General features: G+C 60.1%; 20 protein-coding genes and 1 pseudogene. 7 read left to right on the forward strand and 14 right to left on the reverse strand.

The window, feature by feature from the left end; genetic code table 11:
* Window positions 1-182: 182 nt before the first annotated feature.
* The 3 genes from HX823_RS01340 to HX823_RS01350 all read right to left on the reverse strand — a co-directional run bounded on the left by HX823_RS01340 (window position 183) and on the right by HX823_RS01350 (window position 4,895).
* Window positions 183-1,508, reverse strand: a complete 1,326-nt coding sequence (locus HX823_RS01340) for a sigma-54 dependent transcriptional regulator (RefSeq protein WP_177073956.1) — start codon at window positions 1,506-1,508, stop codon at window positions 183-185.
* A complete protein-coding gene (locus HX823_RS01345) occupies window positions 1,502-3,268 on the reverse strand; it encodes an ATP-binding protein (protein ID WP_177074174.1) in 1,767 nt (588 codons plus the stop codon). The genes HX823_RS01340 and HX823_RS01345 overlap by 7 nt, the downstream gene beginning before the upstream one ends.
* 103 nt (window positions 3,269-3,371) lie before the next feature.
* On the reverse strand, window positions 3,372-4,895 hold the full coding sequence (locus HX823_RS01350) for a fumarate hydratase (RefSeq protein WP_010208051.1): 1,524 nt from the start codon (window positions 4,893-4,895) through the stop codon (window positions 3,372-3,374).
* A gap of 216 nt (window positions 4,896-5,111) precedes the next feature.
* Here HX823_RS01350 and HX823_RS01355 point away from each other — a divergent pair, with 216 nt between their 5' ends.
* Both HX823_RS01355 and HX823_RS01360 read left to right on the forward strand, forming a co-directional pair.
* Window positions 5,112-6,044: an iron-sulfur-binding ferredoxin reductase gene (locus HX823_RS01355; RefSeq protein WP_177073957.1), complete on the forward strand. Its 933-nt coding sequence runs from the start codon at window positions 5,112-5,114 to the stop codon at window positions 6,042-6,044.
* Between the two features lie 30 nt (window positions 6,045-6,074).
* Entirely contained in the window at window positions 6,075-6,824 is a 750-nt protein-coding gene (locus HX823_RS01360; protein WP_177073958.1) for an enoyl-CoA hydratase-related protein, read from the forward strand.
* Between the two features lie 56 nt (window positions 6,825-6,880).
* Here the strand turns inward: HX823_RS01360 and pyk are convergent, their stop codons facing one another.
* On the reverse strand, window positions 6,881-8,332 hold the full coding sequence (gene pyk / locus HX823_RS01365; RefSeq protein WP_038845943.1) for a pyruvate kinase: 1,452 nt from the start codon (window positions 8,330-8,332) through the stop codon (window positions 6,881-6,883).
* 173 nt (window positions 8,333-8,505) lie between these two features.
* On the opposite strand from pyk, the gene HX823_RS01370 reads away from it, so the two are divergent.
* Both HX823_RS01370 and HX823_RS01375 read left to right on the forward strand, forming a co-directional pair.
* Window positions 8,506-8,880: a hypothetical protein gene (locus tag HX823_RS01370; RefSeq protein WP_025854787.1), complete on the forward strand. Its 375-nt coding sequence runs from the start codon at window positions 8,506-8,508 to the stop codon at window positions 8,878-8,880.
* Window positions 8,881-9,105: 225 nt separating this feature from the next.
* Entirely contained in the window at window positions 9,106-9,465 is a 360-nt protein-coding gene (locus tag HX823_RS01375; protein WP_177073959.1) for a PilZ domain-containing protein, read from the forward strand.
* A gap of 24 nt (window positions 9,466-9,489) precedes the next feature.
* Here the strand turns inward: HX823_RS01375 and HX823_RS01380 are convergent, their stop codons facing one another.
* The 6 genes from HX823_RS01380 to HX823_RS01405 are packed head-to-tail and all read right to left on the reverse strand — an operon-like array spanning window position 9,490 to window position 16,172.
* Window positions 9,490-10,821 (reverse strand): DUF58 domain-containing protein, encoded by a 1,332-nt coding sequence (locus HX823_RS01380; protein WP_177073960.1) that lies wholly within the window; start codon window positions 10,819-10,821, stop codon window positions 9,490-9,492.
* Between the two features lie 7 nt (window positions 10,822-10,828).
* Window positions 10,829-11,824: a MoxR family ATPase gene (locus HX823_RS01385; RefSeq protein ID WP_038845947.1), complete on the reverse strand. Its 996-nt coding sequence runs from the start codon at window positions 11,822-11,824 to the stop codon at window positions 10,829-10,831.
* A complete protein-coding gene (locus HX823_RS01390; protein ID WP_177073961.1) occupies window positions 11,821-12,990 on the reverse strand; it encodes a DUF4350 domain-containing protein in 1,170 nt (389 codons plus the stop codon). The genes HX823_RS01385 and HX823_RS01390 overlap by 4 nt, the downstream gene beginning before the upstream one ends.
* A complete protein-coding gene (locus tag HX823_RS01395) occupies window positions 12,987-14,516 on the reverse strand; it encodes a DUF4129 domain-containing protein (protein WP_038845950.1) in 1,530 nt (509 codons plus the stop codon). The genes HX823_RS01390 and HX823_RS01395 overlap by 4 nt, the downstream gene beginning before the upstream one ends.
* Window positions 14,503-15,483: a stage II sporulation protein M gene (locus HX823_RS01400; RefSeq protein ID WP_177073962.1), complete on the reverse strand. Its 981-nt coding sequence runs from the start codon at window positions 15,481-15,483 to the stop codon at window positions 14,503-14,505. The genes HX823_RS01395 and HX823_RS01400 overlap by 14 nt, the downstream gene beginning before the upstream one ends.
* The gene (locus tag HX823_RS01405; protein WP_177073963.1) at window positions 15,480-16,172 is read right to left on the reverse strand and encodes an RDD family protein; all 693 of its coding nucleotides are present in this window, start codon (window positions 16,170-16,172) and stop codon (window positions 15,480-15,482) included. The genes HX823_RS01400 and HX823_RS01405 overlap by 4 nt, the downstream gene beginning before the upstream one ends.
* Window positions 16,173-16,339: 167 nt before the next feature.
* On the opposite strand from HX823_RS01405, the gene sbcB reads away from it, so the two are divergent.
* Window positions 16,340-17,767, forward strand: coding sequence for an exodeoxyribonuclease I (sbcB, locus tag HX823_RS01410; RefSeq protein WP_177073964.1), 1,428 nt, complete (start codon window positions 16,340-16,342; stop codon window positions 17,765-17,767).
* An 89-nt stretch (window positions 17,768-17,856) separates the two neighbouring features.
* On the opposite strand, the gene mvaT is transcribed toward sbcB, so the two are convergent.
* Entirely contained in the window at window positions 17,857-18,231 is a 375-nt protein-coding gene (gene mvaT / locus HX823_RS01415) for a histone-like nucleoid-structuring protein MvaT (protein WP_016970296.1), read from the reverse strand.
* A 350-nt stretch (window positions 18,232-18,581) separates the two neighbouring features.
* Between mvaT and purU the strand changes: the two genes are divergently transcribed.
* Window positions 18,582-19,430: a formyltetrahydrofolate deformylase gene (gene purU / locus HX823_RS01420; protein ID WP_010208067.1), complete on the forward strand. Its 849-nt coding sequence runs from the start codon at window positions 18,582-18,584 to the stop codon at window positions 19,428-19,430.
* Between the two features lie 255 nt (window positions 19,431-19,685).
* Here purU and HX823_RS32215 read toward each other — a convergent pair whose 3' ends face one another.
* Together HX823_RS32215 and HX823_RS32220 are read right to left on the reverse strand one after the other, a co-directional pair.
* Window positions 19,686-20,450, reverse strand: coding sequence for a methyl-accepting chemotaxis protein (locus HX823_RS32215; protein ID WP_370590840.1), 765 nt, complete (start codon window positions 20,448-20,450; stop codon window positions 19,686-19,688).
* A 93-nt stretch (window positions 20,451-20,543) separates the two neighbouring features.
* Window positions 20,544-21,575 (reverse strand): annotated as a pseudogene (locus HX823_RS32220) (cache domain-containing protein); the annotation flags it as partial.
* 204 nt (window positions 21,576-21,779) lie between these two features.
* On the opposite strand from HX823_RS32220, the gene HX823_RS01430 reads away from it, so the two are divergent.
* On the forward strand, window positions 21,780-23,258 hold the full coding sequence (locus HX823_RS01430; protein ID WP_038845986.1) for a helicase HerA-like domain-containing protein: 1,479 nt from the start codon (window positions 21,780-21,782) through the stop codon (window positions 23,256-23,258).
* A 4-nt stretch (window positions 23,259-23,262) separates the two neighbouring features.
* Here HX823_RS01430 and HX823_RS01435 read toward each other — a convergent pair whose 3' ends face one another.
* Window positions 23,263-23,718: a DUF721 domain-containing protein gene (locus HX823_RS01435; protein WP_033898507.1), complete on the reverse strand. Its 456-nt coding sequence runs from the start codon at window positions 23,716-23,718 to the stop codon at window positions 23,263-23,265.
* Between the last annotated feature and the right edge of the window lie 186 nt (window positions 23,719-23,904).

Here is a 23,904-nt window from a genome sequence, read left to right on the forward strand (position 1 = left end):
GGCGCGTGCGCAGCCTGGTTCGAGCTATAGCAGGAGCTGTGCCAGGTAGATGAAGGCCCGGAATAGAGGGGTTGCAGGATTATTTTGAGCGGAAAGTCGCTGATGATTTTTAGCTGATGAGCGGAAATCCGCTTATTGGCGCAGGCGCACACTGCCCATTGTAGGAGCTGGCTTGCCAGCGCCTACAGGAAGGTGTCCCGCACTAACCCGTGGCGTTGCATCTTTTCGTTGAGGGTACGCCGTGGTAGTTGCAATTCGGCCAGCACCGCCTTGATGTCGCCCTTATGCCGGGTCAACGCGGCTTTCAGGCAGTGGGCTTCGAACGCTTCCTGCTGCGCAGCCAGAGACTGTCCGGCCTCGATGCCTTCCGGTTCCGGCTCGCCAAGGCCGAGCACCTGACGTTCGGCGACGTTGGCCAACTCACGCACATTGCCCGGCCAGTCATGGCTGAGCAGGCGCCCCAGTTGCGCGCCGCTCAGGGGCTCGACGCTGCGGCCCAGGCGCTCGGCGGCACTCTGTGCAAAGTGGTCGAACAGCAGCGGAATATCTTCGCGGCGTTCGCGTAAAGGCGGCAGGCGTAGTTGCGCGACGTTCAGGCGATAGGCCAGGTCTTCGCGAAAGCGCCCGGCGCGGGCCTCGTCCAACAGGTCCGGCTTGGTCGCGGCGATGATGCGCAGGTCCACATGGATACTCTGGTTGGAGCCCAGTCGCTCAAGCTTCTGTTCCTGCAACACACGCAGCAGTTTCACCTGTTGGGCCAGCGGCATGCTTTCGATTTCATCGAGGAACAGCGTGCCACCATGGGCATATTCCAGTTTGCCGATGCGCTTGCCTTGGGCGCCGGTAAACGCGCCGCTTTCGTGGCCGAACAGCTCGGCTTCAAACAGCTGCTCGGGGATGGCGGCGCAGTTGAGCGCGACAAAGGGTTTCTTCGACCGAGGGCCAAAATCATGCAGGCAACGGGCGACCATTTCCTTGCCGCTGCCGGTCTCGCCACGGATCAGCACGTTGACCGGCAGGCTGGCCAGGTCCAGCACCTGGCGGCGCAAGGTCTGCAAACCACGGGACACGCCGAGCAAGGTCGACTCCAACTGCGCGCGATGATCGGCCTGTTGATGCAGGCGACGGTTTTCCAGGATCAGCCCGCGTTTGTCCAAGGCGCGGCGCAGGCTATTGAGCAGGGCGTCGGGGCTGAAGGGTTTTTCCAGGAAGTCGTAGGCGCCGTCGCGCATGGCCTCAACCGCCATAGGTACATCGCCGTGGCCAGTGAGCAGGATGACCGGTAAGTCGGCATCGCGGCGTTGCACTTCGGCCAGCAGTTCGAGGCCGCTGAGTCCGGGCATGCGCACATCACTGAGGATTACGCCGGGGAAATCCTTGGGCAATTGCGCCAGGCAGGCCTCTGCGCGACTGAACAACTGCACCTCGAACCCCGAGAGGCTCAGCCACTGCTCGACGGCCGTGCGGATGCTGGCTTCGTCATCGACCACAATCACCGCGTTCAACATAGGTCGGGCGTCTCCAGCGCGATAGGCAGGGTCAGGGTAAATACCGCGCCGTCGCCGCGATTGCTGGCGATCAGGCGACCGCCCAATTCGTGCACGATAGCGTAGGACACCGCCAGCCCCAAGCCTAGGCCATCGCCCACAGGCTTGGTGGTGAAGAACGGGTCGAACACACTGTTCAGGTGCTCGTCGGCAATCCCGCCGCCGCTGTCGCTGACGGTCAGTCGCCACAGCTGTTGGTCGGCATGCAGGCGGATTTCAAGGCGTTTGCGCGGTTTGTCGGCCATGGCATCGAGGGCGTTGCGCAGCAGGTTGATCAGAACCTGTTCCAGGCGGATTGCATCGCCGCGCACCCAGGCGGGGCGGGTCAGGTCCAGCACCACGCCGATGGATTCATCGCGCAGGCGCGCATCGAGCAAGTGCAGCGACTGGTCGACCACGGTGGCCAGGTCCAGGCGTTCACGCAAACCACTGGGGCTTTTGCGCGCGAAGGTCTTGAGGTGGCCGGTGAGGGCGGCCATGCGCGTGAGCATGTCGTCCAGTGGCGTGAGCGCCTGGTAGGCGTCGTCGACACGACCGTGATCCAGCAGCAGGCGCAATGTGGCCAACTGCATGCGTTGGGCGGTGAGTGGCTGATTGATTTCGTGGGCGAGGGCGGCGGACATCTGTCCCAGCGCCGCCAGCTTGGCCGATTGCACCAGGCCATCCTGGGCCGTGCGCAGCGCCTGGGTGCGTTCTTCCACCAGTTGCTCAAGCTCTTCGCGACTGCGCTGGCGCAAGCGGGCTAGACGCCAGCGTTGGGTCAGGAACAGCACCAGGAACACCAACGCCAACCAGGAGCCTGCGGCGGCCAACCCGGCGTTGCGCTGATCTTCAAAGGCGAACTGCGGCTTGCGCAGCAGGTGCAGGGTCCAGCCTTCGGCCTTCAGCGGCAGGGATTCCCAGATGTAATTGGCACTGCCATCCGGGCCGTTGACGCGCATCAAATGGCTGTTTTCGTCGAAGCGTTGCAGGGTGCTGGTTTCCAGCGCCTGCAGTTGCTTCTTGTCGTATTGGCGTGTGGCTTTCAGCTCGGCAAGGTCGCTGGCCGACAACGGTCGCAGGTTGCGATAACGCCAGCCGGGTTGATTGGCGATGAACACGATGCCACGCGCATCGCTGACCAGCAGCAGGTCATTACCCTGGGCCCATTCGCGCTCAAGTTCGGGGAACTCCAGCTTGACCACCATCGCACCGAGGAACTGCTCGTGTTCATCGACCACCGCGCTTGAGAGGAAGTAACCGGGAATACCCGTGGTCACGCCCACCGCGTAGAAGCGCCCGGTGCCCTGGCTCAAGGTCTGGCTGAAATAGGGGCGAAACGCGTAGTTGTGCCCCACATAACTGCTGGGCAGGTTCCAATTGCTGGCGGCCACGGCCAGGCCGGTGCGGTCCATCAATTCCAAGGTGGACGACTGCGCCGCGCCGTTGATGCGCTCCAGTTTGCGGTTGAGCAGGTCTTGGGTTGCGGTATCCAGCGGGCTCTTCAAGGCATTGATCATCTCCGAGTCCAGCGCCAGCACGGCGGGCAGGGCGCGGTAGCGTTCGATCAGGGTGTGCAACGAGTTGGCGTACAGCGCGAGCTGCTGATTGGCACGGGCGGCGTCGTCCACCAGCGCCTGGCGTTCGGCGTGGCGCGTGGCCAAGGCTGCGGCCAACAGCGCGCCGGCGATGATCAGCAGGGAATAGAAGGTCAGGCGCAGGGGGCGAGGGATCACGATCATACGGTGATGGGCAGGCACGGTAAGGGAGTGCACCATACCATGAGCCATAAAAAAGGCGACTGGGCCATGGCCACAGTCGCCTTTATGTCTGCAGCGGAAGGGCTTACTGCACTTCTACCGCCAGGCTTTCACTGATCTTTTTCTGCCAGATGGCAGGACCGGTGATGTGCACGGATTCGCCTTTGCTGTCGACAGCAACGGTGACCGGCATGTCCTTCACGTCGAACTCGTAGATCGCTTCCATACCCAGCTCGGCGAAGGCCACCACGCGCGACTTCTTGATGGCTTGCGCCACCAGGTAGGCGGCGCCGCCCACGGCCATCAGGTACACGGCCTTGTGGTCCTTGATCGCTTCGATCGCAGTCGGGCCGCGCTCGGATTTGCCGATCATGCCCAGCAGGCCGGTTTGCTCGAGGATCTGACGGGTGAACTTGTCCATCCGCGTCGCGGTGGTCGGGCCGGCTGGGCCAACCACTTCTTCGCGCACCGGATCAACCGGGCCGACGTAGTAGATGAAGCGACCTTTCAGATCAACCGGCAGGGTTTCGCCCTTGTTCAGCATCTCGACCATGCGCTTGTGCGCGGCGTCGCGACCGGTGAGCATCTTGCCGTTGAGCAACACGGTTTCGCCCGGCTTCCAGCTCTGCACTTCTTCCGGGGTCAGGGTGTCGAGGTTGACGCGACGGGCCGATGGGCCGGCTTCCCAGACGATTTCCGGGTAGGCGTCCAACGGTGGCGCTTCCAGCGATGCCGGGCCCGAACCGTCGAGTACGAAGTGCGCGTGACGGGTGGCGGCGCAGTTGGGGATCATGCACACCGGCAAGGACGCGGCGTGGGTCGGGTAGTCCATGATCTTCACGTCGAGCACGGTGGTCAGGCCACCCAGGCCCTGGGCGCCGATGCCCAGTTGGTTGACCTTCTCGAACAGCTCCAGGCGCATCTCTTCGATACGGTTCTGCGGGCCGCGCTTTTTCAGCTCGTGGATGTCGATGGATTCCATCAACACTTCCTTGGCCATCACCGCGGCTTTCTCGGCGGTGCCGCCGATGCCGATGCCGAGCATACCCGGTGGGCACCAGCCGGCGCCCATGGTCGGAACGGTCTTCAATACCCAGTCAACGATCGAGTCGGACGGGTTGAGCATGGCCATTTTCGACTTGTTCTCGGAACCGCCGCCCTTGGCCGCCACGTCCACTTCCACGGTGTTGCCTGGGACGATGGAGTAGTGGATGACCGCCGGGGTGTTGTCCTTGGTGTTTTTGCGCGCGCCTGCCGGGTCGGCCAGGATGGAAGCACGCAGGACGTTTTCCGGCAGGTTGTAGGCGCGACGCACGCCTTCGTTGATCATGTCGTCCAGGCCCATGGTGGCGCCATCCCAACGCACGTCCATGCCCACGCGCACGAACACGGTAACGATACCGGTGTCCTGGCAGATCGGGCGATGGCCGGTGGCGCACATGCGCGAGTTGATCAGGATCTGGGCGATGGAGTCACGGGCCGCTGGCGATTCTTCGCGCAGGTAGGCTTCGTGCATGGCCTGGATGAAATCCACGGGGTGGTAGTAGGAAATGAATTGCAGGGCGTCGGCAACGCTCTGAATCAGGTCGTCTTGCTTGATCACGGTCATGAGTCGCGCTCCTCTATAAGGGAACATTCAATAAAGGTGGGCTCAGTGTTGCATCGGTCGGCTGAGCTCACCTTTCCAAGGCACGCCAAAGTGGTGCAGGCGCGACGCTAAAAAGGCGCGGCAGTATAACCCGGCACGGTGGCCGATACACCCGACTATGGTCAAACTGTCGCAGGCATGATTCCCTGTGCGCGCCCCTTGTGATTGAGCCCTTATATGCCTGAACTCTACGTCGGCGAACGCCATTGGTCGGTATCTTCCGGCAGCAACCTGCTGGATGCCTTGAACCAGGCCGGTGTGGCCGTGCCCTACAGTTGCCGCGCCGGCAGTTGCCATGCGTGCCTGGTGCGATGCCGGGGGGAGGTCGAGGACAAGCAGCCCGAGGCCTTGAGCCCGGCGCAACGCCTGGACGGCTGGCGCTTGGCGTGCCAGTGCCAGGTGAGCGGGGACCTGCGCGTTGAAGCCTTTGACCCGACGCGTGACGGGTTGCCGGCCCAGGTGCTGGGTGTGGATTGGTTGAGCCCGAGCGTGCTGCGCCTGCGTCTGCAACCCGAGCGTGGCTTGCGCTATCGGGCCGGGCAGCATCTGGTGTTGTGGGCGGGACAAGTGGCGCGGCCCTATTCCCTGGCGAGCTTGCCCCAGGATGACCCATTCCTGGAGTTTCACCTCGATTGCCGTCTGCCTGGCGAGTTCAGTGATCTTGCCCGTCAGTTGCAGCTGGGCGACCGTCTGCGCCTGGGCGAATTGCGCGGTGGCGCGCTGCAATACGACCCTGACTGGCAAAGCCGGCCGTTGTGGCTGCTGGCGTCCGGCACCGGCCTTGGCCCGCTTTGGGCAGTGTTGCGTGAGGCCTTGCGCCAGGATCATCAGGGCGACATCCGCGTGATTCACCTGGCCCATGATGCAGAGGGGCATTACCTGGCCGAACCCCTGGCGCAGCTGGCGGCACAGCATCCCAACGTGACGGTGGAGTTGTGGACGGCGGCGCAGGCGGCCCAGGCATTGTCGCAACTGCGGCTTGTTTCGCGGCAAACTCTGGCTTTACTCTGCGGGCACCCGGCCAGTGTCGAGGCGTTTTCCAAGCGTCTGTTCCTGGCGGGACTGCCGCGCAATCAACTGCTGGCCGATGTGTTCCTGCCCCGTGGTTGAGCGCTGAATTCTACAGCCGCGAGATTCGCCATGACCGATGCCATCCTGCAACACCGCGAACGCGGGTTGCTGACCTTGCAGCTCAATCGCCCCGACAAGAAAAACGCCCTGACCCGCGCCATGTACATGCAACTGGCCGATGCACTGGAGCAGGCCGATGCGGATGAGGCCGTCCGCTGCGTGCTGATCCAGGGCAGCAGTGACTGTTTCACCGCCGGCAACGACATTGGCGATTTTCTTGAACAGCCGCCCAGCGATCTCGACAGCCCACCGTTTTACTTCATGAAGAGCCTGCTCAACTGCCGCAAACCGGTGATTGCCGCTGTGGCGGGCGCTGCGGTGGGTATTGGCACGACCCTGCTGCTGCATTGCGACCTGGTGTACATCAGCCGTGATGCGCGGCTGCGCATGCCATTCGTCAATCTGGGGCTGTGCCCGGAGTTTGGGTCGAGCCTGATCCTGCCGAGGTTGCTGGGGCACGCAAAGGCTGCGGAATTATTGTTGCTTGGCGAGGGTTTTACCGGCGAGCAGGCGGCTGCGTGGGGGATTGCCACCGAGGCGCTGGGCAGCGGCGAGGCGGCGTTGGCGAAGGCGCGGGAAATGGCCGAGCGCTTTGAGACCTTGGCGCCGGGGGCTGTGCAGGTGACCAAGCAATTGATGAAGAGCGTTGACCGTGAGCAATTGCGCCAGGTGATTGAGGAAGAGGGCGCTTTGTTTGTCCAGCGGTTGAAGTCGCCGGAAGCGATTGCGGCGTTGTCGGGGTTTATCAACCGGTCCTGAGAAAGCAAAAAGCCCCGCCATTCACAGGGCGGGGCTTTTGTTTTTCAGCGTGTTACTCAGTACTGCGGGTCGCCCACGTGCAGGATCTTCATGCCATTGGTGCCACCAGTGGTGTGGTAGCTGTCGCCCTTGGTCAGGATGACCCAGTCGCCTTTCTCTACGACGCCACGTTTGACCAGCTCGTCGATCGCCTTCTGGCTGACTTCGTTCGGTGCCAGCGAGGCCGGGTCGAACGGAATGGTGTACACGCCACGGAACATCGCAGCGCGAGCCTGGGCTTCGCGGTGCGGGGTGAACGCGTAGATCGGCACCGAGGAACGGATGCGCGACATGATCAACGGCGTGTAGCCACTTTCGGTCAGCGCGATGATCGCCTTCACGCCCGGGAAGTGGTTCGCGGTGTACATGGCCGCCAGCGCGATGCTCTGGTCGCAGCTTTCGAACTCTTTGCCGATACGGTGGCTGGAGGTCTTGCTGGTCGGGTGCTTTTCAGCGCCGAGGCAGATACGCGCCATGGCTTGCACAGCTTCCAGCGGGTACGGGCCAGCGGCGCTTTCGGCCGAGAGCATCACGGCGTCGGTGTAGTCGAGCACGGCGTTGGCCACGTCGGACACTTCGGCGCGGGTCGGCATCGGGTTCTGGATCATCGACTCCATCATCTGGGTCGCCACGATCACCGCTTTGTTGTGACGGCGTGCGTGCAGGATGATCTTCTTTTGGATACCGATCAGCTCGGCGTCACCGATTTCCACGCCCAGGTCGCCACGGGCAACCATCACCGCGTCGGAAGCCTTGATCAGGCCGTCGAGGGTTTCGTCATCGGCCACGGCTTCGGCACGTTCGATCTTCGCCACCAGCCAGGCAGTACCACCGGCTTCGTCGCGCAGTTTACGGGCGTATTCCATGTCGGCGGCGTCGCGTGGGAAGGACACGGCGAGGTAGTCCACTTCCATTTCGGCGGCAAGCTTGATGTCGGCCTTGTCTTTTTCGGTCAGGGCCGGTGCGGTCAAGCCACCGCCACGACGGTTGATGCCTTTGTGGTCGGACAGCGGACCACCGATCAGCACGACGCAGTGCAGTTCAGTCGGGGTCGCGGTTTCGACGCGCATGACCACACGGCCGTCGTCCAGCAACAGCTCGTCGCCGACGCCGCAGTCCTTGACCAGGTCCGGGTAGTCGATACCCACGACTTGCTGGTTGCCTTCGGTCAGCGGGTGGCTGGTGGAGAAGGTGAATTGATCACCGATCTTCAGCTCGATCCGCTTGTTGGCGAATTTGGCGATACGGATTTTCGGGCCTTGCAGGTCACCCAACAGTGCGACGAAGCGGCCGTGCTTGGCGGCCAGGTCACGCACCAGCTTGGCGCGAGCCTTGTGCTCGTCCGGGGTGCCGTGGGAGAAGTTCAGACGGGCAACGTCCAAACCAGCCAGAATCAGCTGTTCGAGGACTTCCGGCGAGTTGCTGGCCGGGCCAAGGGTGGCGACGATTTTGGTACGACGGACGGACATGCACAGACTCCTGAGTTCAAGCGCTGAGGAAGGCTACTATGCTCTTTCGTTGTAGTCATTGTTCGTTTGCACTACTTATCGACGATTGACTTGTTTTCGTTGCGGCTGAATACGAACATCCTTGAAGATTTTCGACGGGGGGTCGATACACTGCACAAGACAGGAGAACCCTCATGCGAATTTTGCTCATTGCTGCCCTGGCCGTCAGTGTTGTCGGCTGCACCCGCTGGTCGATGGACCATCATCTGAACAATGCCTACCGCGCCTACAAGGTCGGTGACTGCGAGCGCGTTACCCTGGAATTGTCCCAGGTCGACCGTGAAAGTCGCACCCGACGTTATGTACAGCCGGAAGTCTCGATGTTGCGCGGCCAGTGCCTGGAACGGCAGAAACTGTTCGTCGACGCAGTACAGACTTATCAATTCATCATCAATCAATACCCGTCGAGTGAGTACGCCTACCGTGCCCGCGCAAGGCTCGACACCCTGCAACAACTGGGGCATTACCCCGGCGCAAGCGTCGCGCAACCGCGTCCAGCGTCCTTGTGATGATATTCGTCATTCAATAACTGGCCCGTCGCCAGTCTTGGGCTATCCTTTGAATGTTCGTTTGTATAAGTTTCTATGCAAACGGATGTGGGTCCCTGACTGGGTGGCTGTCTAGCGACAGGCAATTGCCTGTTGTCGCACCGAGATCCAGGGAGAGCAGGCGATGTTGCCTGTTCCGAATCACTGGCACGGCCGCAGTCATGGCCACTGGATGGCGATCTCACCATGTTTACCGACCGAAGGATCGAGCGGCATCAGCTTCCTTATTTCCTGCAAGTGTTTAATCGTCTCACCGACAAGCCCATCGGCTTTTTGGGCAATGTCTCGGAAGACGGGCTGATGTTAATCAGCCAATTGCCCATGATGGTCGACGTGGACTTCGAGCTGCGCTTGAAGATTCCAGGCGCTGACGACACTTTCCACCCCATCGATCTCACAGTGACCTGTCTGTGGAGCCATGAGGACATCAACCCGCAACACTACGACTCCGGGTTCAGGGTGCTCCAGGCACCTGAGGAATATGGGCAGTTGATCAATGTCTTGTTCAATTACTTCAGCTTTGATCCTTTGCAAGCTTCGGCTTAGATAAGGAGCTTCGGCGGGCCCTTTTCAGAGCACGCCGGCTTTCTTCCACCCCAGGTAACGCGTGACCAGGGCCGGTCCCAGTTCAGACGGTAAGGTGTCCAGTAGGGACAGGCCTTGGGCGCGGAGTCGGTCATGCAGTTCGTTGCGGGTATTGAGGTAGTCGATGGTGCCGCTGTAGGCCAAGGCTTCGGGCAAGGTTTGCACGGGGGCTTGGCGCAGTTGATCAAGGGCTTCCTCACGTAAACTGGCCACCAGCACCCTGTGGTGCCGACTGATGCGATTGACTGCGGTCAGCAGTGTTTCATCGTCTTCATCCCGCAAGTTGGTCACCACTATCACCAGCGCGCGTCTTTTCTGCCGAGCCAGCAGTTGGCTTGCCGCAGCCTGATAATCGGCAGTTCGCCGGGTGGTATCAAGGTCGTATACCGCGTTGAGCAACAGGTTCAACTGGCTACTGCCTTTGACTGGCGCCAAGTAGCGTGGCTGGTCACCGGCGAAGGTGCACAGCCCAACCGCATCCCCCTGGCGCAACGCGACATAGCTGAGCAGCAGGCAGGCATTCAGGGCATGGTCAAAGTGGGGCAGTTCGTCATCCTGGCTACGCATGCGGCGGCCGCAATCAAGCATGAACACGATCTGTTGGTCACGCTCATCCTGGTATTCACGGGCGATGGGTGTGCGTTGCCGGGCGGTAGCCTTCCAGTCGATCTGCCGCAGGCTGTCCCCTTCGCGAAACTCACGCAACTGGTGAAACTCCAGTCCCAAGCCACGGCGCTGACGTTGGCGTACGCCCAGTTGGCTCAGCCAGTTATCTACGCCCTGCAGTTGGGCACCGTACAGACGGGCGAAATCCGGGTAGACGCGGGTGGTATCGCCCACTTCGATCAGTCGTCGTGCCGACCACAGGCCCATGGGGCTGGGCAGGAGAATTTCACAGCGGTTGAAACTGAAATGACCACGCCTCAAGGGGCGAAGGCGATAACCCAGTTCACTGCGTTCACCGGGGCGCAGGTCTATGGATTGGGGCATGTGCTCAACGGACAACCCGTCAGGGACATGATCGAACACCTGCACGCTCAGTGCCTGCGCAAAGTCATGCTCTAGAACCAGGCGAATTTCCCCCCAGCGGCCCAGAGCCAGGCTTCCGGGCATTTGCCGCTGCACACGGGGCGAAGGGCGGCTACGCAGGCGCATCGCATCCAGCAGCGCGAGCAGTAACAGCGCCAGTAGCAGACCCCACGCGATGGAGTGCAAGGTGTCGGGCACCTTGAACTGCAACGCTGCCGCAATCCCCAGCAGGATGCCCAAGCCCAGCAATACGCCAAGCCAGTTCAACAGCAGACGGGTCGGTTTCATGGGCGAGTCATTGCCGAGGTGCCGGGATCTGATCGAGCAGTTGCTTGATCACCTGGTCGACCTCCAGCCCGTCGATATCCAGCTCTGGCGCGATGCGTACCCGATGGCGCAGCACTGCCAGCGCGCAACCCTTGATATCGTCCGGGGTGACGAACTCACCACCGCGCAACAGGGCACGGGCACGTGCGCCACGTACCAGGTCGATGGACGCCCGCGGGCCGGCACCAATGGCCAGCCCTGGCCAGCTACGGGTGGCGCGTGCCAGCCGCACGGCATAGTCGAGCACTTGTTCGTCGAGTGCCAGTTCACTGGCTATCTGCTGAAGCAGCAGCACATCTTCGGCCAGCAGTACCGTACGCAAGGGTTGTACATCCAACATGTCGGCGCGAGACGAGCGGGTGACTTCACGTACCATGTCCAGTTCCTGCTGCGCGTCGGGGTAATCCATGCGCACCTTGAGCATGAAGCGATCCAGCTCCGCTTCCGGCAGAGGGTAGGTGCCTTCCTGTTCAATAGGGTTCTGGGTCGCCAGTACCATGAACGGCTGACCGATGGGCAATGCCTCGCCTTCGAGGGTGACTTGCCGTTCCTGCATCGCCTCCAGCAACGCGGCCTGGGTCTTGGCCGGGGCACGGTTGATTTCATCCGCCAGCAACAAGTGGGTGAATACCGGCCCCTTGCGCAGCTTGAACTGTTCGGTGTGCAGGTCATACACGGCATGGCCGGTGACATCGCTGGGCATCAGGTCAGGCGTGAACTGGATGCGCGCGAAATCGCCCTCAAAGCAACGTGCCAGTGCACGCACCAGCAAGGTTTTCCCCAGCCCCGGCACGCCTTCGAGCAGCACATGGCCGCCGGCGATCAGCGCGGTCAGGACATCGTCGATCACCGGGTCTTGGCCAATCACCGCTTTGCGCAATTCAGTACGCAGGGCTTGGGCTTGCCTGCTGGCACGTTGCAAGGTTTCGCTGGTCAGGGCAGTGGCGCTTGGAAGTTCGCTCATAAGGCATTCCTGAGGGTTTGCAGGCACGCCACCTGCCGGCTGAAATCGGCACTGGAAAGCCGTTTCTGCGGGAGTGGGTCAAGGGCCTGGCTGATGACATGAAGGGGTTGTCGCGTCAGGTGTTCAAGCACCCGGCACTGTGCTGCACTGTCGAGGTGTTCAAAACCGGGGTGACGGTGCCGGGCCGCGCGCAGGATGTCGCGCTGCAAGGCTTGCAGCAGCGTGCCCTGGCCGGCGCGGCGCAGCAGGAAGTCGGCGCTGGCTTTAAGGTGTTCCTGCAATTGGCGGCGAGCATTGGAGGTTGGCGATCGAGTCGGGCCTTGACGCATACCGGCCCGCCACAGTGTCAGGGCGATCAACGAAATAAGTGCGATCAGGGCCTGGGGAAAATACCGCATCAGTAACGTGAACAGGTCGTCGAAGTCACTGTTGAACAACAGGCTCACGGCCGTGCCCTGATTCAGGTACCACAGTAGCCAGGCATTGTCGTGCTTGCCGAGGTTCGGGGTTTTCCACAAGTCACTGTCGGTGATCACTGTGACGCTGCCTTCCCCGAGGTCGAGTTGCATCAGGTGGCTCGACCTTGAGCTGTTGGCGGAAAATTGGGCCTGGTGCCTAGGGTCGGTGAGATTGAAATCCGTGTCGAAACTGAAGTACGCCGAGGCCGTTTCATTGTCGACGTAGAGTTTGGTGAGGTCCTGGCTTTTGTTTTTAAGGGGCTTTTTGCTGGAAGGCGCAGGTTCCTCAGGTTCGTCACTCAAGGTTTGATGGATATGCACGCGATCGAGCAGCAGGTCGCCACTTTTGCCGGTCTCCTCATCCCACAACGCCTCGGCCACCAGCAACAGATGACCACCGGATTTGGCCCAGCTCAGCAGTTGCTCTACCTGGCGGGGTGACATGTTGCTGCGCTCGCCGAGCAGCAACAGGCTGTTGCCCTTGCCCGGTAGGGTAGCCAGCCGCTCCAGGCTATTGGCGTGCTCAACGGTCACGCCTTGTTGGCGTAGAAAGTGTTCGGCTGCCAAGTAGGGGTTGGCCAAGGCTTCTGGAGAAGGGCCACGATCCACCACCTCGTCGTAGGGAATTGCCTTGGTCCACACGTAGAAGGCACCGGCTCCAAACACGCATGCCAACAATAGCCCGACCCACAGTAACGGCCGGTTCATTGATTGCTCCCCGGGTTGAACAGGGTGCGCCAATCACTGCACAGTTTTTGCTGGGCTGAGGGGGGAGGCAGGTGATGACCGTAGGCAAGGTTCTGCCAGTGTTGGGTCAACTCATCGCTGAAAGCCAGCAGCTGCGGTTGTCGCAACCGTTGAACCCGCTCCAGGACCTGGCCTTCGGTATCAGCGCTTTTCAGCGGCACATTGAAATCATGCAACAGCCGGCTGAGCAGGCCTCGATACAGTAAGCCAAGGGCTTCCCTGGGATGGGTGGCCCACAAATGCTCGGCGGCACTGGCCACATCGTCGGGCAACGTCTGCGTGTCCAGTTCAAGGCCGAACAGTTGCGTGGGAACGGGGCCGCCAACCTTGATCGTGCGAGGCCCGCGCCGACTGACAAAAGTGCGCAACCACTCACGATAACGCCACGCCAGCAGGAACAGGGCGCCGATCAGAAGCCCCCACAACAGCACCTCCAAGCCCAGGGCGATCGACTTGAAAGTATTGCTGTTGAAGTTATCCAACAGCGCCTTCAGCCAGTCTGGAAGCTTGCCGTCGCTGTGAGCTTTGCTTTTAACCGACGGCTTTTCTTCGCCAAAGCGATAGCGCGTGACGGTTTCCGGGTTCTTGAAGGGAGGCTTGTCCAGTAGGGACTGGACAGATTGGCTTGCGCTCTGGGTGCTCAGTGGTTTTGAGGGGCTGGACGCTTCTGCCATGACGGGCGCGCTGAATGGCAGCAGCGTCAGCCCAATCATCAGCAATAGCAGCGGCGCCACATTGCTCAGGCGTTGACGGAGGCGACGGAAGACCAACTCCAGGTCCCAGGCCTCCAATACGGTGCGGCGGTTGAGGTAGAGGCTGAAACCGCAGGCTACATAGATGGGTTCCCAAAACACCAGGATCAAGGCGTAGAAGGCGTTGCCCAAATGTTCCAGCCATAACCCTTCCGAGCTTGTCGCCAGTACCAGGCGCTGCCAATCCCAATCCATCTCGACGTTTTGGGGAATGAACAGGTAGAAGAGCGCCATGCAACCGAACCACAAGCCGATCTCCAGGTGCACCCCAATGGTGGTCAACCAGCGTGCGGCCCCGGCATTACGTTGCTGCAGTACACCCAGTCGTTTTTGGCGTGCGGGCCCATCCAGGCCTTCGAGCTGGCTGACCGGCATCACAAAGCTGCGGCTCAGACTGAACCGGCGCCAGGTCAGGCTGGCCAACAGTTGACCCTTGAGCAGGCGCGGCCAATGACGAACGGCCTGCTTGATGCTGGGTGTTTCGCCAAACAGGGCCTTGGACAAGATATACAGGGGGAGGCGATCAAAGGCCGGCTTGAGCCACCAGAACAGGAACATTGCGGTGGACGGGTACTTCCACAGCAGTGCCGTGAGCACGGCGAACACTGGCAGCGTCACCAATGCCCAACTGCCCATCAACAGCAGGCGATGCTCACGGGCCATCAATACGCCAAGGTCCATCGCCTCCCAGGCAGTACGTGGGCGGATTACCACGCTGGCATCACTCAGGCGCATGGCGAGTCCTTCCGGCAAGGCTCAAGTAAGCGACTACCAGCAGCCACAGCGCCGCGCCAACCAGATATTTGACCCAGGGAGCTATAAGGGTGGTGGATGACCAGTACGCCTCAATGAAGGCTGCGATCAGCAGGAAGAGCATGACGCCGCATAATATTTGCACGCTCTTGCGCGCCGCCAGCCGCAGTGATTCGCCGCGGCTCAACTGCCCGGGAGCGATCAGCGCCCAGCCCAGTTGCATACCCGCGGCACCGGCGAGGGCGATAGCCGTCAGCTCGAAGGCACCATGCCCGATCACGAATGACCAGAAGGTCTGCCCGTAGCCGATCTCGGTCAGATGCCCGGAGACCGCACCGATGACCAGTCCGTTGAAAATCAGGAAGAACACGCTGCCCAGCCCGAACAGTAATCCGGCAGCAAAAGTCTGGAACGCGATACCGATGTTGTGCATCACGTAGTAGCCGAACATCATCCAGTCTTCGCTTGAGGCACGCTCAGCGGTGCGGCCCAGGCGGCTGGCATCAGGGTCATACATGCCCTGCATCTCGGCAACCTGCTGGGGACTGACGATGCTGTAGATCAGGTCGGGAAACAGGTAGACCAGCAACGCGATACCCACCAGGCTGCCAAAGAACAGCAGGCTGGCTACCAGCACGAAACGCCACTGTTCCCGTACCAACCGAGGAAAATCGGCAAGTACGAAACTCAGTACATTTGCCGTCAATTGGCTGCGATGGCGGTAGAGTTGTTGATGGCCGCGCAAGACCAGTTGTTGCAAGGGGTCTACCAAATAGCTGCTGTAGCCACGTTCCTGGGCCAGGGCCAGGTGCTGGCACAGGCGTCGGTACTGATGGGGGAAATCGGCCATGTCACTGGTTTTAACCTTGCCTTGTTCCAACTGTTGCAGGTGTTGGGCAAACGCCTGCCATTGAGGCTGGTGACGGCTTTCGAAAAGACTCTGCTTCATGTTGGCCCCAACAGGCCACGGGCTACGCCGTTGAGTTGTTCCACGGCGCGGGCCGGGGATACCTGCAACGGGGTGGCGAGAATCGACGCCAACTCGTGAACGCGTTCCGTGGAAAGCTCACCCTGGCGTTCCGCGAAGCCAAGGATGGCCCGTTGTTCACTCAGCTCCAGGGCGAAGGGCAGGCGTAGGGCGGCAGCTTGAGGAATCTTGGGACGTACCAGCGGTTGTTCCCGGTAGATCACCAGTGTACCGGCGGCCAGGTCGCCCAGGCGCTTGAAATGAGGATGCTGCAGGCAACTGATCGCGCCGAGGAAGTAACCGAAGGGCAGCATGTCGACAAACCGCAGCAGATTACGGATCAGTGACGCGGACCAGCCGACCGGGGTGCCGTCATCGTGGACTACCCGCAAACCCATGACTTGCTTGCCGGGCGAACAACCCTGGTTGAGCACCTCGAACAGCACCATGTACCACCAACTGATCAGGAACAGCAGCAGCGAGCCCAGGCCGATGCCAACATTGCCAAGTAAGGCCAATGGCACCAGCAGAACGCCCATCATCACCCCGCGCAAACCCAGGTCAAACGCAAAGGCCAGCGCACGTGGCATCAGGCCAGCGGGGCGCAGCGGCAGGTCGATGCCCTCCGGGGTTTCGATCTGGTAGCGGGTATCCAATGGAGCTGACGGCATCGCGATCCTTGGCAGTGCAGAGTGGCTGGAAGACACGGATGCTAGCAGTGTCGGCGATGGAAGCAACCATTCAAGGTTTTGCTGGATGTTTGTACAGTTGATTTGGTGCTGGTCGCGGACGCCGTCCAGCGCCTAGACTTTGTCGATCTTCAGTACAGGAATAGCCCGTGACCTCCATTTTCTGGTACGACTATGAAACCACCGGCATCAATCCGCGCAGTGATCGCCCGCTCCAGGTAGCGGGCATTCGAACGGACCACGAACTCAATGAGATCGGCGAGCCGGTCAATCTTTATTGCCAGCCCAGCGACGATATCCTGCCCCATCCCGTCGCCTGCGCTATTACCGGGATCACTCCCGCAATCCTCGCGGAAAAAGGCTTGGCCGAGGCCGACTTCATGACTCGGGTGCATGCCGAGCTGGCGGCTCCGGGTACGTGTGGCGCTGGCTACAACACCTTGCGCTTTGACGATGAGATGACGCGCTACAGCCTGTACCGCAACTTTTTCGACCCTTACGCACGCGAGTGGCAGGGCGGTAACAGTCGTTGGGATCTCATCGACGTGATCCGCACCGCCTACGCCCTGCGCCCGGAGGGTATTGAATGGCCGCAACAGGATGGGCGCGTCACGCTCAAGCTGGAGCGCCTGACCGAAGCCAACGGTATCGACCATGGCCAGGCGCACGATGCTCTGTCCGACGTGCGAGCCACTATTGCCCTGGCCCGATTGGTTCGTGAGAAACAGCCCAAGCTGTATAAGTGGCTATTTCAACTGCGCAGCAAGCAGGCGGTGATGGACCAGGTGCGATTGCTGCAACCCATGGTGCACATCTCCGGGCGTTTTTCCGCCGAGCGTCATTACCTGGGCGTCGTATTGCCATTGGCGTGGCACCCACGCAATCGCAATGCACTGATCGTCTGCGACCTTGGGCTCGATCTTCAAGGGTTGTTGGACCTGGATGCCGAAACCTTGCGTCAGCGTCTCTATACCCGTCGTGACGATCTTGCCGAGGGCGAGTTGCCGGTGCCGCTCAAGTTGGTGCACATCAATCGCTGCCCTGTGGTTGCTCCCTTGAATGTGCTTCGGGCAGAAGATCGTGAGCGTCTGCACTTGGACATGGATCTTTATCAGGCGCGCGCCCTGCGGCTAACTGACGCACAGGAACTTTGGCGCGATAAGTTGGCGGCCATTTATGCCGAGGAAGATTTCGCGCCGAGTTCAGACCCGGAGCAACAGCTTTACGATGGCTTTATCGGAGATCGTGATCGGCGCTTATGTGAACAAGTCCGGATGGCTGAGCCTGCGCAATTAGCTCGCCAGCAATGGCCTTTTGATGATCATCGTTTACCTGAATTACTGTTTCGCTACCGAGCGCGTAACTTCCCCGATACCTTGAACAGTGAGGAGCAACAACGCTGGCAGCTTTTCTGTCAGCAACGTTTGTCGGACCCAGAGTGGGGCGCGCCAAATACCCTTGCAGCATTTAAGCAGGCTAAACAGGAATTTGCCGTTAGTGCGACGCCTTTTCAGGCGCAGGTGCTTGAGCAGTGGCAGGAGTATGCCGATGCGCTGGCCCATAAGGTGAATCTGTAGTCGGCTCTCATACAATACACAGGCAATAAAAAACGCCAGCAAGCTGGCGTTTTTAATGTATCGCGTATCAGGCGCAGGCCTGGCGAGCCTTAGCCCAGCAGGGTAGCCCAGCCTTCAACCACGTCACCGCCCCACTTGGCTTTCCACTCTTTCAGGGTTTTGTGGTTGCCACCTTTGGTTTCAATCACTTCGCCGTTGTGTGGGTTTTTGTACTGTTTGACTTTGCGAGCACGCTTGGTGCCGGTAGTTTTCACAGCGCCACGCGGAGCTTTAACTTTCGATTCTGGATCCAGCAGCGCGATGATGTCACGCAGGGATTTGGAGTACTCACCCATGAGGGCGCGCAGTTTGCCTTCGAATTCCAGCTCGGTTTGCAGTTTGTCGTCTTGGGACAGGTTCTTCAAACGGGCTTGCAGCTCTTTGATAGCTTCTTCGGTGGCACGGTATTCGTTGATCAGAGACATGTGGACTACCTTATGTAGAGCGCTGATTGACAGGGATAGTGGCCCAATAATAGTCAGGCAGTTTGCCCAAGTAAACATTTAAGCTCGCATTTATGTGAATTACTTTGAATGTTTGTAGCATTGCTATGCATTCGAGTTAATTACTAGGGCGTATGCCTTAAGATAATCTCGTTGAAATACGGGGAATAGCCGTAGGTTGAGGGAGTAGATTCATATAAAGGTGGTAAAACCATAGGCTATTAAGGGGCAAGCCGTCGGCCAGCGATCAGAATAAGCGTCAACGAATACTGCAGTTTTCCTGCGTAATCGCTAGAATGGCGGCCTTTGCGAAGTTCTGGAGTTTCCCCCTAATGCGCACTTTTCGGCTGGTGATTGCTTGCCCGGACCGGGTTGGCATCGTTGCCAAGGTCAGTAACTTTCTGGCCTCCCACAACGGTTGGATCACCGAGGCGAGTCATCACTCGGACAATCTCAGCGGTTGGTTCTTCATGCGTCACGAGATTCGTGCCGATTCGCTGCCTTTTGGTCTTGATGCCTTCCGCGACGCGTTTGCGCCCATCGCCGAAGAGTTTTCGATGACCTGGCATATCACCGACACCGAGCAGAAAAAACGCGTGGTGTTGATGGCCAGCCGTGAATCCCACTGCCTGGCCGACTTGCTGCATCGCTGGCACAGCGATGAGCTGGACTGCGAGATCGCCTGTGTGATTTCCAACCATGATGACCTGCGCAGCATGGTCGAGTGGCATGGCATCCCGTATTACCACGTGCCGGTCAACCCGCAGGACAAGGAGCCGGCGTTCGCCGAGGTCTCGCGTCTGGTCAAGCAGCACGAAGCCGACGTGGTGGTGCTGGCGCGCTACATGCAGATCCTGCCACCGGAACTCTGCCGCGAATACGCTGGCAAGGTGATCAACATTCACCACAGCTTCCTGCCGTCGTTCGTCGGCGCCAAGCCTTACCACCAGGCGTCCCTGCGGGGTGTGAAGTTGATCGGTGCTACTTGCCACTACGTCACCGAAGAACTGGACGCCGGTCCGATCATCGAGCAGGACGTAGTGCGTGTCAGCCACAGCGACAGCATTGAAGACATGGTGCGTTTCGGCCGTGACGTCGAGAAGATGGTGCTGGCCCGTGGCCTGCGTTACCACTTGGAAGACCGCGTGCTGGTGCACGGCAACAAGACCGTCGTGTTCTGACGGAACTGTTGTGATTGAAGAATGAAGGGCCTGGGCGTTAAATCGTCCCAGGCCCTTTTTCTTTATGCTGCCGAGGATTGAGTCATGAGTGATCCGCTGGACAAAGCCACCTCAAAAGCCCCCGCCACATTAGGGGAGGGGTGTTTGAGTCGATACGACCCGGATGACCTGAGCAGCGAGGACGGCACCGAATTTCCGGGTGCCGCCGAACTATGGGAGCAGGAGCGGGCCAAGTCCGAGACTAAGGACGCCTGATCAGATCCGGAAACTGCCAACCAATTGTTTCAACCGTGCAGCCTGTTGTTCCAGATCGGCACAAGCACGCAACGTGGATTGCAGGTTTTCCACACCTTCCTGGTTGAGGGTGTTGATCTCGGTAATGTCCATGTTGATCGACTCCACCACCGAGGTCTGTTCTTCAGTGGCGGTGGCGACTGACTGGTTCATGCCATCAATTTCGCCGATGCGCTGGGTCACGCTGTTCAGGCGTTCGCCGGCCAGGTTGGCGATATCGACGCTTTCAAGACTGTGGCGCTGACTTTCACCCATGGTGCTGACCGAGTCCCGTGCGCCGACTTGCAGTTCCTCAATCATCTTCTGCACCTGTTGCGCCGATTCCTGAGTGCGATGCGCCAGGTTGCGAACTTCATCCGCGACCACCGCAAACCCACGCCCGGCTTCCCCAGCACGCGCCGCTTCGATGGCGGCGTTCAATGCCAGCAGGTTGGTTTGCTGGGAAATACTGGTGATCACTTCGAGAATCTGGCCGATGTTCACCGTCTTGCTATTGAGGGCTTCGATGTTGCTGCTGGAGGCGCTGATCATCGACGACAACTGGTTCATCGCCTTGATGTTGCGTTCCACCACTTGCTGGCCATCCTCAGCCAGATGCCGTGCATCGCTGGCCTGATGGGAGGCCTGCGCTGCATTGCGCGCGATTTCCTGGGCCGCAGCGCCCAGTTCATTGATGGCGGCGGCGACGCTATTGGTGCGATTGGCCTGCTCATCGGAATTGACCATCGACGAGTTGGAGGCGCTGACCACCCGCAGTGCCACTTCATTTACCTGTTCGGTGGCCGAAGACACTTCGCGGATCGACGTATGAATGCGCTCCACGAAACGGTTGAAGGCGTTACCCAGCGTGCCGAATTCATCGTGGTTCTGGATGGTCAGGCGGCGGGTCAGGTCGCCCTCGCCATCGGCGATGTCTTGCATGGCGCGGGTCATCACATGCAGCGGTTGCAACAGGATTCGGATCAGCATGCCGAGCAGGGCGATGATAATCACCACTGCAATAAGCGTGGCGATGACCGCTGAGGTGCGGAATTCGCTGAGCATGGCGAAGGACTTGTCTTTATCGACTGAAATGCCGAGGTACCAGTTTACCGAGGGCAGGCCCTTGATCGGAGTGAAGGTCACGATGTTGTCTTTGCCGTTGGCCTCGACTTCGCTGAAGTCTGCGCTGATCTTCGGCGTATTTTTCGGATACACGTCGGCCAGGGTCTTCATCACCAGGTTTTTGTCCGGGTGTACCAGTACCTTGCCGTCGGCGCTGACCAGGAACGCATAGCCCATGCCGCCGAAATTAAGCGCGCCGATGTTATCCACCAGGGTTTGCAGGCTCAGGTCACCGCCGACCACGCCGATGCTTTGGGTGCCTTGGTTGCTGGGAGTGGCAACGGAAATGATCAACTTGCCGGTGGCCGCATCGATATAGGGCTCGGTCAGGGTTGAACCGTTGCTGCTCTGGGCCCCCTTGTACCAGGGGCGGACACGCGGGTCGAAACCGTCCGGCATCTTGGTGTCGGGGCGAATGGTGAAGGCACCTTTGCTGTCACCGACGTAGGTCGCCATGAAGGAGGACGTCAGGGTTTTCTGTTCCAGCAGGCTGGCAACCGCGGACGGCTCGGGGTTGATGGCGATGTTTTGCGCGGCGTTTTCCACCAGGGCTATACGCCCGTTAAGCCAGGTTTGAATGTTGCTGGCGGTGACATCGCCCATTTCATGCAAGTAGTTGTTGAGATCGTCGCGTATCGCGTTGCGTTGCAGGTAGTCGTTGTAGAGGGTAAACAGTGCGAATGCGGCGATGACGATAAGGGAGGCTGCAAGCAGGATTTTGTGGCTGAAGCGCAGATTTTTATTCATGGCTTGTAGGGTCCGCTAAGGTCTTAATATCCGAAGCGCGTCCTTATGGGAGGCGCAAAATGGCAGCGTCAAAAAAGGTGTGATACTTCTTGTGATGGTTCCGGTGGTCCCTGTGGGAACTATCTGACCTATTTTTAGACTTTGTGGGTCTCACACTTCTCTGTATCGACCTGGCCGCACTAAAGATTAACCATGGGTGACGAAATGCCTGACTCCACGCAACTGCTAATTGGCGCCGGCCTCGACGGCCAGCCCATCGCCCAGGCCATGCGCCTGGCCAACCGTCACGGGTTGATCGCCGGTGCCACTGGCACGGGCAAGACCGTCACGCTGCAACGCCTGGCCGAAGCCTTCAGTGATGCCGGCGTGGCGGTGTTTGCGGCGGATATCAAGGGTGACTTGTGCGGCCTGGGCGCTGCGGCGAACCCGCAGGGCAAGGTAGCCGAGCGCATCGCCGGCATGCCGTTCCTCAATTACACGGCCAAGGCTTATCCGGTCACGCTGTGGGATATCCACGGGCAATCCGGTCATCCGTTGCGCACTACGATCAGCGAAATGGGCCCATTGCTGCTCGGTAGCCTGCTGGAACTCACCGACAGCCAGCAATCGGCGCTTTACGCGGCGTTCAAGGTCGCAGACCGCGAAGGCCTGTTACTGCTGGATTTGAAGGACCTCAAGGCATTGCTCAATCATCTGCGCTATCACCCGGAGTTGCTGGGCGAAGACGCGGCGCTGATGACCACCGGTTCCAGCCAGGCGTTGTTGCGGCGTCTGGCGGTGCTGGAACAGCAGGGCGCCGAAGCCTTGTTCGGCGAGCCGGCCCTGCAGCTGGAAGATATCCTGCAGCCCACGGGTGACGGGCGTGGTCGCATCCATCTGCTGGACGCGAGCCGTCTGGTTCACGAAGCGCCGAAGGTGTACGCGACCTTCCTGCTGTGGCTGCTGGCGGAGCTGTTCGAGCAACTGCCCGAGCGCGGTGATGCCGACAAGCCGTTGCTCGCACTGTTTTTCGATGAGGCGCATCTGCTGTTCGCCGACACGCCAAAGGCGTTGCAGGAGCGACTGGAGCAAGTGGTGCGGCTGATCCGTTCAAAAGGCGTTGGCGTGTATTTTGTCACCCAGTCGCCAGGCGACCTGCCGGACAGCGTGCTGGCGCAACTCGGCCTGCGCATCCAGCATGGCCTGCGGGCGTTCACCACTAAGGAACAGAAGTCCTTGCGCGCCGTAGCCGACGGTTTTCGGCCGAACCCGGCCTTTGATGCCCTTTCGGTATTGACCGAGCTTGGCACGGGTGAGGCGCTGGTGGGGACGTTGCAGGAAAAGGGTACGCCGGAAGTCGTCCAGCGTGTCCTGGTCGCTCCGCCGCAATCGCGGATCGGGCCGCTCAGCGAAGCCGAACGCGCTGCATTGGTGGCCAGTTCACCGTTGCAGGGTCGGTATGACAAGCCGATTGATCGGGAGTCCGCGTATGAAGTGCTGATGGCACGCAAAGAGCTTGGGCCAACCGAAGAGGCCAAACCGGCCGCCGAGGAGCCTAGCTTCACCGATAGGGCCGGGGCGTTTCTCGGCACAACCGCAGGCAAGGCGCTGAAGTCCGCAATGCAGCAAGCGGCCAATCAGATGGGGCGACAATTGGTCCGTGGTTTGTTGGGGTCGTTGTTGGGCGGCAGCAAACGCAAGTAGCGATTCAGGGCTTGGCTTTGGCGTGGGCCGCCAGCCGTTCAAGCGCCGCGCGCAAGCCTGGGTTGCTGATCCCGTCGGCCGTTGCCTGAATGGCTTCGGCCGCATGGGTCGACAAATCATGAATATGTTCCGCCACGCCAGGTTGGGTGGTGGGCGGTTGCACCTTGAACTGGATGCGTGTCAAACCGGCGAATTCATCAAAAGCCATCAATTGACGCTGCAGGCGTTTTTGCTGATAACGCAAACGTGTCGCCCAGTGGCCATCTGTGACAATAAGCAGCAGGTTGCCTTCACGCCAGGACGCCACGCGGCAATGTTCGCGTGCGGCCGGTTGCAACTGGGTTTCGAGCAGTCGTTGCAGGCGGCCCAGGCGTTGCGCATGGCCAAAGATGGCTTTCAGCGGCTTGGCATCGCGAAGCAACACGGCGGGAGCGCGGGCTGATAAGGGGCGAAACGCCATTATTTGACACCTTAAGTAACAGAGCCACCATCTTAGCAGAACGCGCCTGAACGCCCCCAGCCAATGCATTCGTAGGGTTTTGTTCATGAAATCAATTGGTAACTTCTTCGCTCCATGGGTTGAAGTTCCGACAAAAGCCCTTATTTTAAACAAGCCCTCTCACAGCACCATGCCAGCATCGGGGAA

It is taken from the genome of Pseudomonas sp. P7759 (assembly GCF_013386445.1).
GTDB classification, from domain to species: domain Bacteria; phylum Pseudomonadota; class Gammaproteobacteria; order Pseudomonadales; family Pseudomonadaceae; genus Aquipseudomonas; species Aquipseudomonas azotoformans_A.